At 58.4% G+C, this 14,658-nt stretch carries 14 protein-coding genes; 11 read left to right on the top strand and 3 right to left on the bottom strand.

The genetic code is table 11. The annotated features are described in order from the left end of the window. Positions 1-2 precede the first annotated feature (2 nt). The 11 genes from VNZ60_RS14275 to VNZ60_RS14225 all read left to right on the top strand — a co-directional run bounded on the left by VNZ60_RS14275 (position 3) and on the right by VNZ60_RS14225 (position 10,827). On the top strand, positions 3-503 hold the full coding sequence (locus VNZ60_RS14275; RefSeq protein WP_414648848.1) for a GspH/FimT family pseudopilin: 501 nt from the start codon (positions 3-5) through the stop codon (positions 501-503). After that, positions 504-920, top strand: a complete 417-nt coding sequence (gene gspI / locus VNZ60_RS14270) for a type II secretion system minor pseudopilin GspI (RefSeq protein WP_325660206.1) — start codon at positions 504-506, stop codon at positions 918-920. Beyond that, on the top strand, positions 910-1,581 hold the full coding sequence (locus VNZ60_RS14265; protein ID WP_325660204.1) for a PulJ/GspJ family protein: 672 nt from the start codon (positions 910-912) through the stop codon (positions 1,579-1,581). The genes gspI and VNZ60_RS14265 overlap by 11 nt, the downstream gene beginning before the upstream one ends. Further along, positions 1,578-2,555 (top strand): type II secretion system minor pseudopilin GspK, encoded by a 978-nt coding sequence (gspK, locus tag VNZ60_RS14260; protein WP_325660203.1) that lies wholly within the window; start codon positions 1,578-1,580, stop codon positions 2,553-2,555. Before VNZ60_RS14265 ends, gspK begins: the two co-directional genes overlap by 4 nt. A gap of 14 nt (positions 2,556-2,569) precedes the next feature. Next, positions 2,570-3,865, top strand: a complete 1,296-nt coding sequence (gspL, locus tag VNZ60_RS14255; protein ID WP_325660201.1) for a type II secretion system protein GspL — start codon at positions 2,570-2,572, stop codon at positions 3,863-3,865. Further along, the gene (gene gspM, locus VNZ60_RS14250; protein ID WP_325660199.1) at positions 3,865-4,404 is read left to right on the top strand and encodes a type II secretion system protein GspM; all 540 of its coding nucleotides are present in this window, start codon (positions 3,865-3,867) and stop codon (positions 4,402-4,404) included. Before gspL ends, gspM begins: the two co-directional genes overlap by 1 nt. An 81-nt stretch (positions 4,405-4,485) precedes the next feature. Then, positions 4,486-5,262 carry a type II secretion system protein N gene (gspN, locus tag VNZ60_RS14245; RefSeq protein WP_325660197.1) on the top strand — a complete coding sequence of 259 codons (777 nt, stop codon included), beginning with the start codon at positions 4,486-4,488 and terminating at the stop codon, positions 5,260-5,262. After that, positions 5,259-7,562: a type II secretion system secretin GspD gene (gene gspD, locus VNZ60_RS14240; protein ID WP_325660195.1), complete on the top strand. Its 2,304-nt coding sequence runs from the start codon at positions 5,259-5,261 to the stop codon at positions 7,560-7,562. The genes gspN and gspD overlap by 4 nt, the downstream gene beginning before the upstream one ends. Continuing rightward, a complete protein-coding gene (gene gspE, locus VNZ60_RS14235; RefSeq protein WP_325660193.1) occupies positions 7,559-9,010 on the top strand; it encodes a type II secretion system ATPase GspE in 1,452 nt (483 codons plus the stop codon). Before gspD ends, gspE begins: the two co-directional genes overlap by 4 nt. 22 nt (positions 9,011-9,032) lie before the next feature. Then, a complete protein-coding gene (gene gspF, locus VNZ60_RS14230; protein WP_325660191.1) occupies positions 9,033-10,253 on the top strand; it encodes a type II secretion system inner membrane protein GspF in 1,221 nt (406 codons plus the stop codon). A gap of 19 nt (positions 10,254-10,272) precedes the next feature. Continuing rightward, a complete protein-coding gene (locus tag VNZ60_RS14225; protein WP_325660189.1) occupies positions 10,273-10,827 on the top strand; it encodes a type II secretion system protein N in 555 nt (184 codons plus the stop codon). A 63-nt stretch (positions 10,828-10,890) separates the two neighbouring features. Here VNZ60_RS14225 and hslU read toward each other — a convergent pair whose 3' ends face one another. The 3 genes from hslU to VNZ60_RS14210 form a co-directional block, all read right to left on the bottom strand. Beyond that, positions 10,891-12,243, bottom strand: coding sequence for an ATP-dependent protease ATPase subunit HslU (gene hslU, locus VNZ60_RS14220; protein ID WP_325660188.1), 1,353 nt, complete (start codon positions 12,241-12,243; stop codon positions 10,891-10,893). Positions 12,244-12,254: 11 nt separating this feature from the next. Beyond that, complete coding sequence (gene hslV, locus VNZ60_RS14215; RefSeq protein WP_041743744.1) at positions 12,255-12,791, bottom strand: ATP-dependent protease subunit HslV; 537 nt, start codon at positions 12,789-12,791, stop codon at positions 12,255-12,257. A gap of 201 nt (positions 12,792-12,992) precedes the next feature. Next, positions 12,993-14,372, bottom strand: coding sequence for an STAS domain-containing protein (locus VNZ60_RS14210; protein ID WP_325660185.1), 1,380 nt, complete (start codon positions 14,370-14,372; stop codon positions 12,993-12,995). Positions 14,373-14,658: the final 286 nt, after the last annotated feature.

The raw sequence follows: 14,658 nt of genomic DNA, 5'->3' as shown, positions 1-14,658 counted from the left end.
TCATGATGGCGCATCGCAATCTGCGCCAGGCCAATCCCCTTGTACGCAATGGTTTTACCTTGCTGGAGTTGCTGGTAGTAGTGGTGATTGCGGGCATCACGCTAGGCGTGGTCTCGCTTAACGCCTTCCGTAGCGACCGTCAGGTATTGCAAAACGACGCGCAACGGATCGCCTTGCTGCTGCAATTGACGCGCGAAGAAGCCATCTTGCGCAATCGTCCCACCGCTTTCGAAGCCGACCCCAACAGCTACCGTTTCCTGGTGCGTGAAGAAAACGGCTGGCAGGCAATGACGCAGGACGACATGCTGCGCCAGCGCGATTTCAAGCGGACGCCCATGCAGTTATCCATGAATCCGCCGCCGACCGAAGCCTCAGCGCCGAATACACTGCGCATTACCTTCGGCCGCGAGCCGGTCGACAAGCCATTCGCGCTGACCCTGGCCAGCGGCGACAGCAGCGTCGTGATTCGGGCCGACGGCATCGGCCATTTTTCGGTCGAATAAATGCCTATCCTGCGCGCGCTTCCTCATCGTCCTTACTGTCGTCCTCATTTTCCTCATACTGCAGGTTTCACCCTGCTGGAAGTGCTGGTGGCATTGGTCATCGTCGGCACTGCGCTGGGCGCCAGCTTGCGTGCGGTTGGCAGCCTGACGCAAAACAGCAGCGGCTTGCGCGCCGCCATGATGGCCACCTGGTCAGCGGAAAACCGCCTGACGCAGATCCGTCTTGGGCATGAATGGCCGACCATCGGCAGCCGTTCCTTCGCCTGCCCGCAAGGCGACCTGCCGCTGCAATGCGAAGAAAAAGTCTCTGGCACGCCGAACCCGTATTTCCGACGGGTGGAGGTAGCGGTGTTCGCCAGCGCCAATTCGGAACGACGCATCGTCAATTTGTCGCAGGTGGTGCCGAATGCACGTTAAGCGCAGGTCGAAAAATGCTTGGTCCGGCTTTACGCTGGTAGAAATGATTATCGCAATCACCATACTTGCGATGGTGGCGATACTTGGCTGGCGCGGGCTGGACGGGATTGTGCGCTCGCGGGTGGCGCTGACCAACGAAATGGAACAAACGCGCGGCATGCAACTGACGTTTGCGCAACTGCAAAGCGATTGCGCGCAAATCGCTCCGGTCAGCCTGATGTCTGCGCGCCCTACCTTGCTGGCGGCGCCGGGACGCCTGCTGATGGTGCGGCTGGTGTTTGCGGATCAGCAGCCGACCCGCATCCAGATCGTCGATTACCGCTTGCGCGATGGCCGCTTGACACGCCAGGAATCGGCGCCGACCCGCGATCTGAATCAGCTCGACAGCATGTGGCAGAGCGCTCTCAACGATGGTGGCGACAACGCAGCAAATAATCAAGCTGTGAATCAAGCGGTGTTATTGCAATCCGATATCGCCAGCATGCAGATGCAATTGTGGGGCAGCGATGGCCAGGGCTGGCGTCCGTCCGCTGCCGCCAATGCCGGCAGCCAGGATACTGTTAACGTCAACGCCAATCATTGGACCGGTTTGCAAGTCGCGCTACAGCCGCGTGGCCACGACAGCGTCATGGCCAAGACTTTCCTGCTGGGGGCGTCATGAGCATGCCGCCAAGGACTCGGGCCAAACAACGCGGCGTCGCGGTGGTGACGGCCTTGTTGCTGACCACCCTGGCGGTGACCATCGTCGCCAGTTTGTTTTGGCAGCAGCAAGTGCAGGTACGCTCGATTGAAAACCAGCGCCTGCAATTGCAGAAAGACTGGATCATGCGCGGCGCACTGGATTGGGCCAGCATGATTTTGCGGGCTAGCGGTCGGCAGTTTAATTACGATCATCTGGGGCAACCGTGGGCCGCGCCCCTGGCCGACACCCGCCTGGATCAATATGTCGAAGACGGACAGCCGGCCGGCGACGCTGGCGACGCCATTCTGTCCGGCAGCATTGTCGATGCCCAGTCGCGCTACAACCTGAATAATCTCAGCCTGAATGGCAAACCGGTTCCGGATGAGGTGGCGGTGTTCAAGCGCCTGCTGGGTTTTTTGCGCCTGCCAACCAGCCTGGCTAATCCGACCGCGCAAGCTATCGCCAACAGCCAACCTGTCACTACGCCCGCAGGCCAACAGAGCGCTGCCAAGTCAGACAGCGGTACGCTGCCCATGTTGCAGGTAAGCGATCTGTTGTCGGTACCCGGTTATACGCCGGCAATAGTGCGGCAATTGCAAGACTTCGTGGTGGTGTTGCCTGTGGCCGGTGCAGCAACGCCGATCAATGCGAATACAGCGCCGGCGGAGGTGCTAGCCGCCCGTTTCGCCGATTTATCGCTGTCGGAAGCAAATACCTTGGTGGCTAGCAGGCGGACTGCGCCATTTCGCGAAAAGCCATTTTTGTTTACGCAAATGACACAACTTTTTGGAAAATCATTTTCGCAGGCGGCCAATGTAGAAGTTTCCAGTAACTTTTTTTTGGTGTACGGCAAGATTCGCATGGGGCGCGCCGCGCTCAATACCGTATCCTTGCTACAGCGCCCCGCCGGTAACCGCAACGGCAGCAATATAGTGTGGATCAGAGAACAATAAATGGAAGATTCGTTTTGAGTACCTTATATATCCGCTTGCCCGCCAGGGCCACGCTCGATAGCGCGGCGGCGGTGGCCATGCCCGATTGCTTTTTCGCGCTGGTGGCCGATAGCGGCCGCATCGAACGCCAGGGTGCTGAACAATTGTCCGGCCTGGCCGAAATTATCGCAGCTGCCACGCGCGTGGTGCTGATACTGGCCGCTGCCGACGTCAACCTGCTGCAGTTGCAGGTGCCGCCCTTATCCGACGCCAAATTGAAAATGGCGTTGCCGAATCTGGTGGAAGAGCAATTACTGGTCGATCCGTTCGACTGTGTAATCGTTGCCGGCCGCAAGCGCAGTGGTGCGGCAGCGCAGGTTGCAGATAAGGTTGCAGATAAGCTACGCCTGATCGCCGTGGTGCAAAGAGACTGGCTGGAGTTGCTGGTCAAAACCTTGCTGGCGCTGGGCGCCCACCATCTGCAAGCCTGGCCGGCCCAGCTTTGCCTGCCTCTGCAAGATCCTGACACGGCGGTCGCCGCCATTACCGATCACGGCGGCGATATCGATGTCGCATTACGCATGTCCGCAGAGCAGGGCATAGGCTGGTCCTTGTCGCCGGCCTCGGGACAGTCGGTGGCACAGGAAGTATTGGACGCCATGACGGCCATTTTGCCGCAGCAGCCGATTACTTTGTATGTGCCGCAATCCAGCCTGGCGCTGTATCAGGAACTGGGGCAGGGGCAAATCACGGTGCTGGCCGATGACTGGTCGCGCTGGATCAGCGGCACGCAGGACTTGGCGCGCAGCGGTGTGGATTTGATGAGCGGCCTGACTGCCAGCGCGGCAGGCACCGAGTTCAGCTGGCGCCGCTGGCGCTGGCCGCTGGGATTGGCGGCGGCCTTGTTGCTGGTAAATGTCCTTAGCTTGAATTACGACTGGCTGCGCATGCGGCGCGAGGCTGCCAGCCTGCGTAGCGGCATGATGCAAAACTATCGCGCGGCCTTTCCGAAAGAAACCGTGATTGTCGATCCGATCGCGCAGGCCAAGCAAAAAATCGCCGCTGCGCAACGCGAGGGCGGCCAGCTTGCGGCTGACGATTTTCTGACGCTGGCAGCCGTGTTCGGCGCAGTCTGGGCCGGATCGCCGCAAAGTGCAGACAGCACGGCCATCAGCAGCCTGGAATATCGCGACCACCATTTGCTGGTGCGTTTGAAAAATGCGGCAGATGCAGATGCCGCAGAAGCGCAAATCAAGAGCGCTCTGGAGAGCAGTCAATTAACGCTGAGCAAGCCGGCTACCGGCGTATGGCAGATCGGGAGCCGCAAGTAATGTCTACACGTAATCCGCTACAGCAAACCTGGGGAAAAATCAGTGCTTCTGCCAGCCACTACTGGGCGCAGAGGAATCAGCGCGAACGCCGCTTGCTGACGGCTGCTGCGGTGCTGATCGTAGTCGCGGTGATTTATCTGCTATTGCTGGATCCGGCGCTGAGCGGGCGCGCTCGCCTGCAAAAAGATTTGCCGGCGCTGCGTCAGCACGCCGCCGAATTGCAAGCGTTGACAGCCAAGGCAGCGTCGCTGTCGAACCAGTCAGCTGAACGGCCCGTCTCGCCGCTCAGCAAAGAGGCAGTTGAGAGCGCATTGAAAAGCAAGGGCTTGAATCCGCAAAGCGTGGTGCTCAGCGGCGATATGGCCAAGGTGCAGTTATCAGCGGTGGCGTTTCCCGGCTTGCTGGACTGGCTCGACGATGCGCAAAAAAACGCCCATTGGCAGGTGGTGGACGCCAACATCGGTGCAGCGGCCGGAGCGAATGCGCAGCCGGGCATCGTCAACGCCACGGTCACCTTGTGGCAGCAAAAGCATGAGTAATGGCCGTGTGTGTGGAGTACTGTCATTCCCGCTGTTATCCCCATCGCAGGAAGTTTGATGCGGGGGCCGGGCAGAGTATTGATGTGGACCGCAGCGGCGATCGTGAGCGCGTTGATCACGGTGTCGGCTTTTTTGCCGGCGGCGTGGCTGGCGCCGCTGCTGGAAAGCCGCACCGGCGGCCGGCTCACGCTGGGCGATGCCCAGGGTTCCTTGTGGCACGGTTCGGCCTTTATCGGCGCTGCGCCGAGCGGCAAGGATGCGGTTACGGCCTTATTGCCGGGACGTTTTGTGTGGCACCTGTCGCCGCTGGTTTTGCTGGGGCGGGTCCAGGCGACATTGGAGAATGCGCAAGTGCTGTCGAGCGTGGTCAGCATTCGGGGTAGCTGGAGCGCTTGGAGCATCAGCCCGGCCAGCCTGGCTTTGCCGGCCGAACGTTTGGCGGCGCTGGGCGCGCCCTTGAACACTTTGCAGCCGTCGGGCAAGATGCTGCTGGGCTGGCAGCAGCTGAGGCTGGTGCTGGCGGGTAATGGCTCCGGCTCCGGCAGCATCGATGTCAACGGCGTGATGACACTGGACATGCTGGCGATGGCGTCGCGCTTGTCGCCGGTCAAGCCGCTTGGCAGCTATCGCTTGCGGTTCGATTGGCAAGGGCGGCAGGCGGGCCTGACGCTGATGACATTGAGCGGGGCGCTGTTGTTGAACGGCAGTGGCAAATTGCAAGACGGCCATTTACAGTTTTCGGGTAGCGCGGAAGCGGCGGCAGGACAAGAGGAAAAGTTGGCGACTTTGCTGAGCTTGCTAGGTCAGCGGCGCCAGATGAATGGCAGAAACGTTATCGGACTAGAGTTCAAATCATGAAAGATAAAATGTATTTCGCACTACTTTCAAACACAAGCAACTGGCGCAGCGCGGCTGCCATCGTCCTGCTGACCTGCGCTACCGCCGTTGCGGCCCAGCAGCCGGTGCTTGGAGCAGGCGGCAATGCAAGCGGCGGCAATGCCAACGGCGGCGCGAACGGCCAGGCCGTGATGAATTTTGTCGGCGCCGACATCGAATCGGTGATCAAGGCCGTCGGCCAGTACACCAATACCACTTTCATCGTTGATCCGCGCGTCAAGGGCAGCATCAACCTGGTATCGGAAAAGCCGCTGAGCAAAAACCAGGCTTTCGATTTGCTGGCGTCGACCCTGCGCTTGCAAGGTTATGCAGTGGTGCGCGGCGACGGTTTTGTCAAGGTGGTGCCGGAAGCTGACGCCAAGTTGCAGGTGGCGCCGACCCGGCCAGCCAATGTCAGGGGCGATCAGATTGCCACCCAGATTTTTTCGCTGAACTATGAATCGGCAACCAATATCCTGCCGGTATTGCGGCCGCTGATTTCACCCAACAACACCATCAACGCCAACCCGGGCAATAACACGCTGGTGGTGACCGATTACGCAGAAAACCTGCAGCGTCTGGGGAAAATGATCGCCGCCCTCGATGTGCCGGCAGTCAATGATCTGGATGTGATCCCGGTACGTTATGCGGTGGCCAGCGATATTGCGGTGATGGCGAGCAAGCTGCTCGATTCCGGTTCCGCTGCGCCTGGCGCCGGCGACAGTTCCCGCACCATGATCATGGCCGATTCCAGAACCAATTCAGTGATCGTCCGCGCGCCGTCTGCGGGCCGCGCAAACCTGGCCAAATCGCTGATCGCCAAGCTCGATCAGCCGACCGCCAACGCCGGCAATGTGCATGTGGTTTATCTGAAAAACGCCGATGCCGGAAAGCTGGCTAAAACCTTGCGCGCGATTGTGTCGCAAGATCCTTCGGCCTCAACCTCCAGCTCATCGAGCAAGAGTTCCAGCGGCGGTTCCGGCAGTATGTTGCAAGGCGCCAGTACCGGCGGAGCGCTGAATTCCAGCAATTCGACGTCGCCATCGTCGCCGTCGCCATCGTCGTCTTCCGATACATCGTCGCAATCTTCCGGCGGCAGCAGCGCTGCCGGCTTTATCCAGGCAGACGAATCCACCAATACCCTGATTATTACCGCCAGTGAACCGGTTTATCGCAATATCCGCGGCGTGATCGACCAGCTCGATACCCGTCGCGCCCAGGTTTATGTGGAGGCCTTGATTGTCGAAGTAACGGATAGTGCGGCCAGTGAGATCGGTGTGCAGTGGCTGGCGCTGAGTGGAGATAAGAACAGCAATTATCGGGTCGGCGGCGGTACCGGATTTACTGGCACCAATACGGGTCTCGGTACTACCAATCTGTTCAACGCGGCAATTGGCCAGGCTGTCAATACCGGAACCACCTCTACAGTACCGACGGTCGGCAGCGGCTTGCAGCTTGGCATATTCCGCCAGATTGCCGGCAAGATCGGTTTGGGTGCTTTAGCCAGCGCCTTGAATTCCACCACCGGCAGCAACGTGCTGTCGATGCCGAATTTGCTGACGCTGGATAATGAGGAGGCCAAGATCATCGTTGGTCAAAACGTGCCTTTTGTCACGGGTTCCACTTTGACCACCGGTGCCGGCACCAGCAGCCCGTTCACCACCATCGATCGCAAGGACGTTGGTACCGCATTGAAGATAAAGCCGCATATTTCAGAAGGCGGTACGGTGCGCCTGGAAATTTCGCAAGAAGTCTCGGCGGTGATTTCGAACACGGCAAATGCTGCCAACGGACCGACCACGACCAAGCGCTCCCTGGATACCAATGTCTTGATTGACGACGGCGAGATCATTGCGCTGGGCGGCCTGATTGGCGATAACAACCAGAACGGCGTGCAAAAAGTACCGCTGCTGGGCGATTTGCCATTCATCGGCAATTTCTTCAAGTACCAGTCCGGCTCCCGCGAGAAAACCAATCTGATGATATTTTTGCGCCCGGTTATTGTGCGCGACAAAGACACCAGCAATCTGTTAGCCGTAGATCGTTACGACTACATGCGCAAACAACAGATCAAGGTGCAGCCAGACAAGAGCATCCTGACCGATTTCGGTTCATCGGTGACCTCCAGGCTGGAAGACGGCGGCCCGTTCATCGATCTGCGCAAGCAACAGGACGTGTCAGACCGGCCCGACGGCCAGCATCAGCCTGCGCAGGAACAGCCGCAGCTGCTGATGCCGAAACCCGCGCCTGCACCTGGCTTCTTGAATGACAGAACGCCATGAGCGATCCCAGGATGACGGATATGCGTCTGCTGCCCTACGCTTTTGCCCGCGATTTCTCCTTGCTGGCACTGCGTACGGAAGACGCTAACGGCGCTGACAACGCGGTGGAGTTATGGATTTCCGACGCCACCCAGCCAAGCGCCATCGCCGAAGCCAGCCGCCGCTTTGGCCGTGTCAAATTCCGTAAGCTGTCGCGTGACGAGCTAGACGAGGCGATCGCCAAGGCCTATGCCGGCGCCGGCGGCGATGCTGCGCAAGTGGTGGATGAATTTGAATCCGATCTCGATCTCGCCAAACTGATGCAAGACATGCCGGCGATCGAGGATTTGCTGGAATCGTCCGACGATGCGCCGGTGATCCGCATGATCAATGTCTTGCTGACCCAGGCTTTACGGGAAGGCGCATCGGATATCCATATCGAACCGTTCGAGCAGATTTCGGTAGTGCGTTTCCGCATCGACGGCAGTTTGCGCGACGTGGTGCGGCCCAAGAAAGCCGTCCATGCTTCGCTGATTTCCCGGATCAAGATCATGGCGCAACTGGATATCGCCGAAAAGCGCTTACCGCAGGATGGCCGTATCACGCTGCGTGTCGGCGGCAAGCCGGTGGACGTACGGGTCTCGACCTTGCCGACCGGGCATGGCGAACGGGCGGTGCTGCGTTTGCTGGACAAGGAAGCCGGCCGGCTCGATTTGCAGCATCTCGGCATGAGCCCGGCAGTGCTGCCGCAGTTCGATCGCCTGATTGCTCAACCGCACGGCATCGTGCTGGTCACCGGACCGACCGGCTCCGGCAAGACCACCACCCTGTACGCCGCCTTGTCGCGCCTGAATACCAGCAGCACCAACATCCTGACAGTGGAAGACCCGATCGAGTACGAACTGGCAGGCGTCGGCCAGACCCAGGTCAACGCGCGTATCGAGATGACCTTCGCCAAGGCCTTGCGGGCGATTTTGCGGCAGGATCCGGACGTCATCATGATTGGCGAAATCCGCGATCTGGAAACCGCGCAGATTGCGGTGCAGGCCTCGCTCACCGGCCATCTGGTGCTGGCGACCTTGCATACCAACGACTCTGCCGCAGCGGTGACCCGTTTGCTGGATATGGGGATCGAACCATTCCTGTTGTCGTCTTCTTTGCTGGGGGTGGTGGCGCAGCGTCTGGTAAGAAAATTATGCACCCATTGCCGCCGTCACGACGGCCAGTTATGGCACGCGGTCGGTTGCGAACAATGCGGCCATACCGGTTATCACGGCCGGGTCGGCGTCTACGAGTTGCTGCTGACTACCGACGAGATTACGGCGCAGATTCACAACCGGGCGTCGGAAGCCGAGATACAACAAGTGGCGCAGCGCAACGGCATGCAAACCATGCGTCAGGATGGCGAACGCTGGCTTACCGAGGGCGTCACGACTCAGGCCGAGCTGATGCGTGTCACTAAAGAGTAAAGAGAAATAAGCGAGGAGTAGAGTGCCAGCATTTCGTTACGAAGCGGTAGATGCCGCCGGCAGCACCACCAAGGGCGTGGTGAATGCGGATAGCGCCAAGATGGCGCGGGCCGATCTGCGCGCCCAAGGTTTACTGCCGTTGACGGTGGAGGCGATTGCGCAGCAGGTGGATGCTGCCGGCAATCTGAAGCGGCGCGGTTTTGGAGAGCATCTGTCGACGGTAGAGATCGCTCTGTTTACGCGCCAGCTGGCCAGTCTGCTAGAGGCCAGCCTGCCGCTGGAACAGGCCTTGACGGCGTTGCTGGAACAGTCCGAGCGTAGTTACCAGCGCGATCTGATCGCATCGATCCGCTCCGACGTCATGGGCGGCGCCGCCTTATCTACCGCACTAGCCGGGCACCCACGCGATTTCGCTGAAATCTACCGGGCCTTGGTGGCCTCGGGCGAACAGATCGGCCAGTTGTCACGCGTGTTGTCGCGCCTGGCCGATTACATCGAACGCCGCAATGCACTGGTGCAGAAGGTCAAGCTGGCGTTCACTTACCCGGCGATCGTGACCGTGGTGGCTTTTGTGATCGTGATTTTCCTGCTGACCTACGTGGTGCCGCAGATCGTTTCGGTGTTCGCCAACACCAAACAGAAATTGCCGATGCTGACGGTAATGATGCTGGCGACTTCTGATTTTGTCCGTAACTACGGCTGGATCGTCTTGATCGTGGTAATCGCACTGTTCTACGGCTGGCGCACGGCGCTGAAAAATCCTGCCACCAAGATGCGCTGGCATACCTGGCTGCTGAGCGCGCCGCTGTACGGGAAATTCGAACGCAGCTTGAATACCGCCCGTTTCGCCAGTACGCTGGCGATTACCACCGGTTCCGGCGTACCGATTTTGAAAGCGCTGCAAACCAGCCGCGATACGCTCTCCAACGTCGCCATGCGGCAGCAGGTCGACACTGCCGCCACCAGCGTGCGCGAGGGGGTCGGCCTAGCGCGCGCGCTGGCGGCGCACAAGCATTTTCCGCCGATGCTGATTCACATGATACGGGCCGGCGAAGTGACCGGCGAACTGCCGGCCATGCTGGAGCGCGCCGCCAGTGCCCAGGAGCAGGATCTGGAGCGGCGCGCCATGACTATCGCCGGCTTGCTGGAGCCAGCCCTGATTCTGGCGATGGGGGTGGTGGTATTGCTGATTGTGTTGGCGGTACTGATGCCGATTATTGAAATCAACCAGTTGGTGCGCTAGGACAAAGTCAGGGAAAAACGTGAATCTACAATTAACTAAAAAACTGGGCCGCCAAAGCAAACGACTGCCAGAGTTTCTCAGCCTGCTGCTATTCATGCTGCTGTGCGCTTGCACCGCTTACTGGGTCATGCAACTGATCAAACCGCCGTTGCGTGCGGTGACTGCGCCGCCGACAGAGGAACAGGCGCAGATCGATGTCTCTCTGGCCGCAGGGCTGTTCGGCGGCCGCGGCACGGTGACGGTTGCCAGTAACTACCAGTTATTGGGTGTGGTGGCGGCGAAAACAGAGGGCGAGAGCGTGGCGATCCTGAGTGCCGATGGTAAGCCGGCGCAGGCGGTGCGGCAAGGTAAGGAATTGCTGCCCGGGACCAGCGTCAAGGAAGTGCATGCCACTTATGTCTTGTTGTCGGAAGGCGGTGTTTTGAAGCGGGTGATGCTGCCGGAAGATGCGCGTTCCAAATCGGGATTGGGCGGAGCCGCCCCGCCGATAGCGATGCCGTCGCAGATGGCGCCGGCTCCTCTCAATCAGGATTTGCCGCCCGAACAGCCGCCGGTGCAAATACAAGAGAAATGAGGGAACAGGTGAATTGCCGGATCGAGATCCTATGCATGCAATAGGATCTCGATCCGGTTTGTCTTACAGCACGTAACGCGATAAATCTTCGTTGACTTCCAAAGCTCCCAGCCGCTGATCGACATAAGCAGCATCGATCACCATGGTTTTCTCGCCGGAGTTAGTCGCCGAAAACGAAATTTCTTCCAGCAGTTTTTCCATTACGGTATACAGCCGGCGGGCGCCGATGTTTTCGGTTTTTTCATTGACTGAAAAGGCGATTTCCGCGAGTCGCAGCACGCCTTCTTTGGCAAACTCCAGCGTTACTCCCTCGGTTGCCAGCAGCGCCTCATATTGCTTGGTCAGGCAGGCGTCGGTGCCAGTCATGATTCTTTCGAAATCGCTGATCGACAACGAATCGAGCTCGACCCGGATCGGGAAGCGGCCTTGCAGCTCCGGGATCAGATCCGACGGTTTGGCCAGATGGAAAGCGCCGGAGGCGATAAACAGGATGTGATCGGTCTTGATCATGCCGTATTTGGTGTTGACGGTGGTGCCTTCCACCAGCGGCAGCAAATCGCGTTGCACTCCGGCGCGCGAGACATCGGCGCCGCCGTTTTGCGAACGGGTGGCGATCTTGTCGATCTCATCCAGAAACACGATGCCGTTTTGCTCAACGTTATTGATGGCTTTTTGCTTCAGCTCATCTTCGTTAACCAGTTTGGCGGCTTCTTCCTCGATCAGGATTTTCATCGCATCCTTGATCTTGAGCTTGCGGTTTTTCTTGCGATTGCCGCCGACTCCGGAAAACATGGATTTGATCTGCTCGGTCATTTCTTCCATGCCGGGCGGAGCCATGATTTCCATTTGCGAAGTCGCTTCCGATAGCTCGATCTCGATTTCCTTATCGTCGAGCGTGCCTTCGCGCAGCCGCTTGCGGAAAGTCTGACGGGTGTTGCTGCCTTTGTCACCGCCGCTTTCGCCATCGCCTGGGCTTGGTTCAGGATGAAAGCCGAAATCGCGCGCCGGCGGCACCAGGATATCGATCACCCGGTCTTCGGCGGCATCCTCGGCACGGGTGCGCACTTTGCGCATTTCCGCTTCACGGGTTTGCTTGATGCCGATGTCGATCAGGTCACGGATGATGGTGTCGACGTCGCGCCCGACGTAACCGACCTCGGTGAACTTGGTGGCTTCGATCTTGATGAAGGGAGCATCGGCCAGCTTGGCCAGGCGCCGTGCAATTTCAGTCTTGCCGACGCCGGTAGGCCCGATCATCAAAATGTTCTTGGGCGTGATTTCATGGCGCAGCGGCTCGGCGACCTGCTGCCGGCGCCAGCGGTTACGCAAGGCAATCGCCACCGCACGCTTGGCGCGATCCTGGCCGACTACATGTTTATCCAGTTCTGAAACAATTTCTTGGGGAGTCATGTTCATGATGTTAGGTCTTAATCGAGAGTTTCGATGATGTGCGATTGATTGGTGTAAATGCAGAGTTCACCTGCAATCACCAGCGATTTCTTGACGATGTCGGCCGGCGACAATTCAGTGTTTTCCTGCAGCGCTTTGGCTGCCGATTGGGCGAAAGTGCCGCCCGAGCCGATTGCGCCAATGCCGTCGGTAGGCTCCAGCACATCGCCGTTGCCGGTGATCACCAGGGTGGTTTCGCGGTCGGCGGTCAACAGCATGGCTTCCAGCCGGCGCAACATGCGATCGGTGCGCCATTCCTTGGCGAGATCGACCGAGGCGCGCATCAGATTGCCCTGATGCTTTTCCAGTTTTGCTTCGAACAGATCGAGCAGGGTGAAGGCATCGGCAGTACCGCCGGCAAAACCGACCAGCACCTTGCCTTGGTATAACTTGCGGACTTTGCGGGCGGTGCCCTTCATGACGACGTTGCCGAGTGTTACCTGGCCATCTCCGCCGAGCGCAACGCTGTTGCCGCGTCGCACTGAAAGAATGGTGGTGCCGTGAAATTGTTCCATTTTGCTAGCCTCAGAAAAGGCGGCCCCGGGGCCGCTCATGCAGGACGCAGAGCGCCGGAGCTGCATGATGTGATTCGCTATCGAATGATAAATCGATACTGTTCCGAAAAAATGGGGACGGCCGGCTTGATTACAAGCGCTGAATTACACGGATTTAGCGTTGTTCTTTTGCTACTGCAGAGATTTGGTTTTGCTAAAAAACTAATTCTTGCGTGGCACTACACGCACGATTTCCTGTATGCCTACCACCTTGAACAGGGCCGTCACCAGATGGTTGACGTTGTGAAACTCAATCGCGTTGCCGCTGCCGGCAAGCAATGCCAAGCCATTCAGCAGTTCGCCGGCGGCGCTGAAATCGACCCTGACCAAACGCGAGCAATCCATGATCGCGGGGCTGTGGGCAATCGCGTGGGTTTGGATTTTGGTCAGCAACTCTTCGGTTCGCCCTTCAATCAGGATCGGCATCAGCAAACTGCTGCTGCCGCTGAGATTCACGTTTTGCGTATTGTCCTCAGCCGCAGTGATGATCTTGGCGTGCGGCGCTACAAACGGTGGTGGCGAGACTTCGAAAGTGATCGAGTAATCTATGCTGGCGTCTTCGTAGGCCTGCTCGAGATTGAGCAGATGCAATATTTCCAGCAGCAGCAGCCACGGCGCAGCGGTTTCGTCGCGTCGCCCGACCTGCAGGATCTGGCGAATCTTGTCGGCCAGTTCGTCGGCGCCGACCAGTGTCAGGTCCAGCCCGGATTTTTGCAGTTTTTTCAACATGCGCAGCAACAGGCCGCAACCGATCGGGTCGACCGCGCTGACCCGGGTAAACTCCAGGCGCACCGCCGGATGGGTGGCACTCAGTTTTTGTGCGCGTTCCAGCTGTTTGCCGATGTTGGCGTCGAGCTTGCCGGAGAAAGCCACTGCCGGCGAAGTGCCTGTTTTTTCCTGGGTTTTTGCCTGCGGATCGAGTGTCATGATATCGATCCAGGTCGGCGGCGAAGTTTCAAATTTGTTGGCAAAGTCGACCGATAGATTGTCGAATTCCTGTTGCTTGCCGGTGATCTGATACAGGTCCAGCAGCATCCACCAAACGATGTGGGTGGATGAACCGAGATTGTTTTCGGCAATTGCATTTAGCAGCAGCACTTCGGCAATGTCACTCTGATCGCTGGCAAACAATACTGCCGCCTCTTCAATTACTTCCGGCGTGTCGGATACCGACACTTCGATGCTGCCGCTGCGCGATTGATCGTCCAGATATTCTGTGGTCCTGCTCATTACCGGCAGCGTCAGCTGGGTGGTGAGCGGGCCCTGGGTGGTGGTCGGCGTGCTGTCGATGTCGGCCGACGCTTTGGAGGAGGGCGGCAGATGGACGAATTCGGACGACATCTCCGATTCGATCGCATCGATCTTCATGGTTGTGGTGCTGCGTGCCGCACCATCGCGCTGCGTGGTCGAGTTGGCGTGTCGCTCAGGACTTTCACCAAACAGAACCGGCGCTTGATTGTCTGCTGCGGCTGCTTCCTTGTCATCCGCCGGTGGTGTGCCGTTTGGACGATTATTTTTGCCGAAGAGCGAGAAAATCCCCACGTGTTAATCCTGAAAGTAAGTTGCTGTTAAAGCTGTACGAGTAGCTGCGATTTGTATTGAAAGCCGAGGTCTCGGATGGGCTAGCCGTGATCCAATTCCGATTCTGCGAATTACGCTTTTATCATCGCTTTTGCTTTGTTTATTGCACCATTTTTGTTTGGAGACCGTTCTTGCTTTTGCTTATTCTTAGGTAAAAAAAGCACGATCAATCGATACCGCTAAAGGTAACACAAAGCAACTCAGGAAGTATGCCTGGAAGCCCTTAAGTGATGACATAAATATGTTG

Source organism: Collimonas sp. (assembly GCF_035566375.1).
Lineage (GTDB): Bacteria > Pseudomonadota > Gammaproteobacteria > Burkholderiales > Burkholderiaceae_D > Collimonas.
Note: the sequence above shows the minus strand (reverse complement) of the source record. Positions and strands in the feature narration are given on the sequence as shown.

Excerpts from the sequence above, each read along its gene's own strand:
- gspI (WP_325660206.1), top strand. The coding sequence starts at position 504 with ATGCCTATCCTGCGCGCGCTTCCTCATCGTCCTTACTGTCGTCCTCAT.
- gspD (WP_325660195.1), top strand. The coding sequence starts at position 5,259 with ATGAAAGATAAAATGTATTTCGCACTACTTTCAAACACAAGCAACTGG.
- gspE (WP_325660193.1), top strand. The coding sequence starts at position 7,559 with ATGAGCGATCCCAGGATGACGGATATGCGTCTGCTGCCCTACGCTTTT.
- gspK (WP_325660203.1), top strand. The coding sequence starts at position 1,578 with ATGAGCATGCCGCCAAGGACTCGGGCCAAACAACGCGGCGTCGCGGTG.
- hslU (WP_325660188.1), bottom strand. The coding sequence starts at position 12,243 with ATGAACATGACTCCCCAAGAAATTGTTTCAGAACTGGATAAACATGTA.
- hslV (WP_041743744.1), bottom strand. The coding sequence starts at position 12,791 with ATGGAACAATTTCACGGCACCACCATTCTTTCAGTGCGACGCGGCAAC.
- gspM (WP_325660199.1), top strand. The coding sequence starts at position 3,865 with ATGTCTACACGTAATCCGCTACAGCAAACCTGGGGAAAAATCAGTGCT.
- VNZ60_RS14265 (WP_325660204.1), top strand. The coding sequence starts at position 910 with ATGCACGTTAAGCGCAGGTCGAAAAATGCTTGGTCCGGCTTTACGCTG.
- VNZ60_RS14275 (WP_414648848.1), top strand. The coding sequence starts at position 3 with ATGATGGCGCATCGCAATCTGCGCCAGGCCAATCCCCTTGTACGCAAT.
- gspN (WP_325660197.1), top strand. The coding sequence starts at position 4,486 with ATGTGGACCGCAGCGGCGATCGTGAGCGCGTTGATCACGGTGTCGGCT.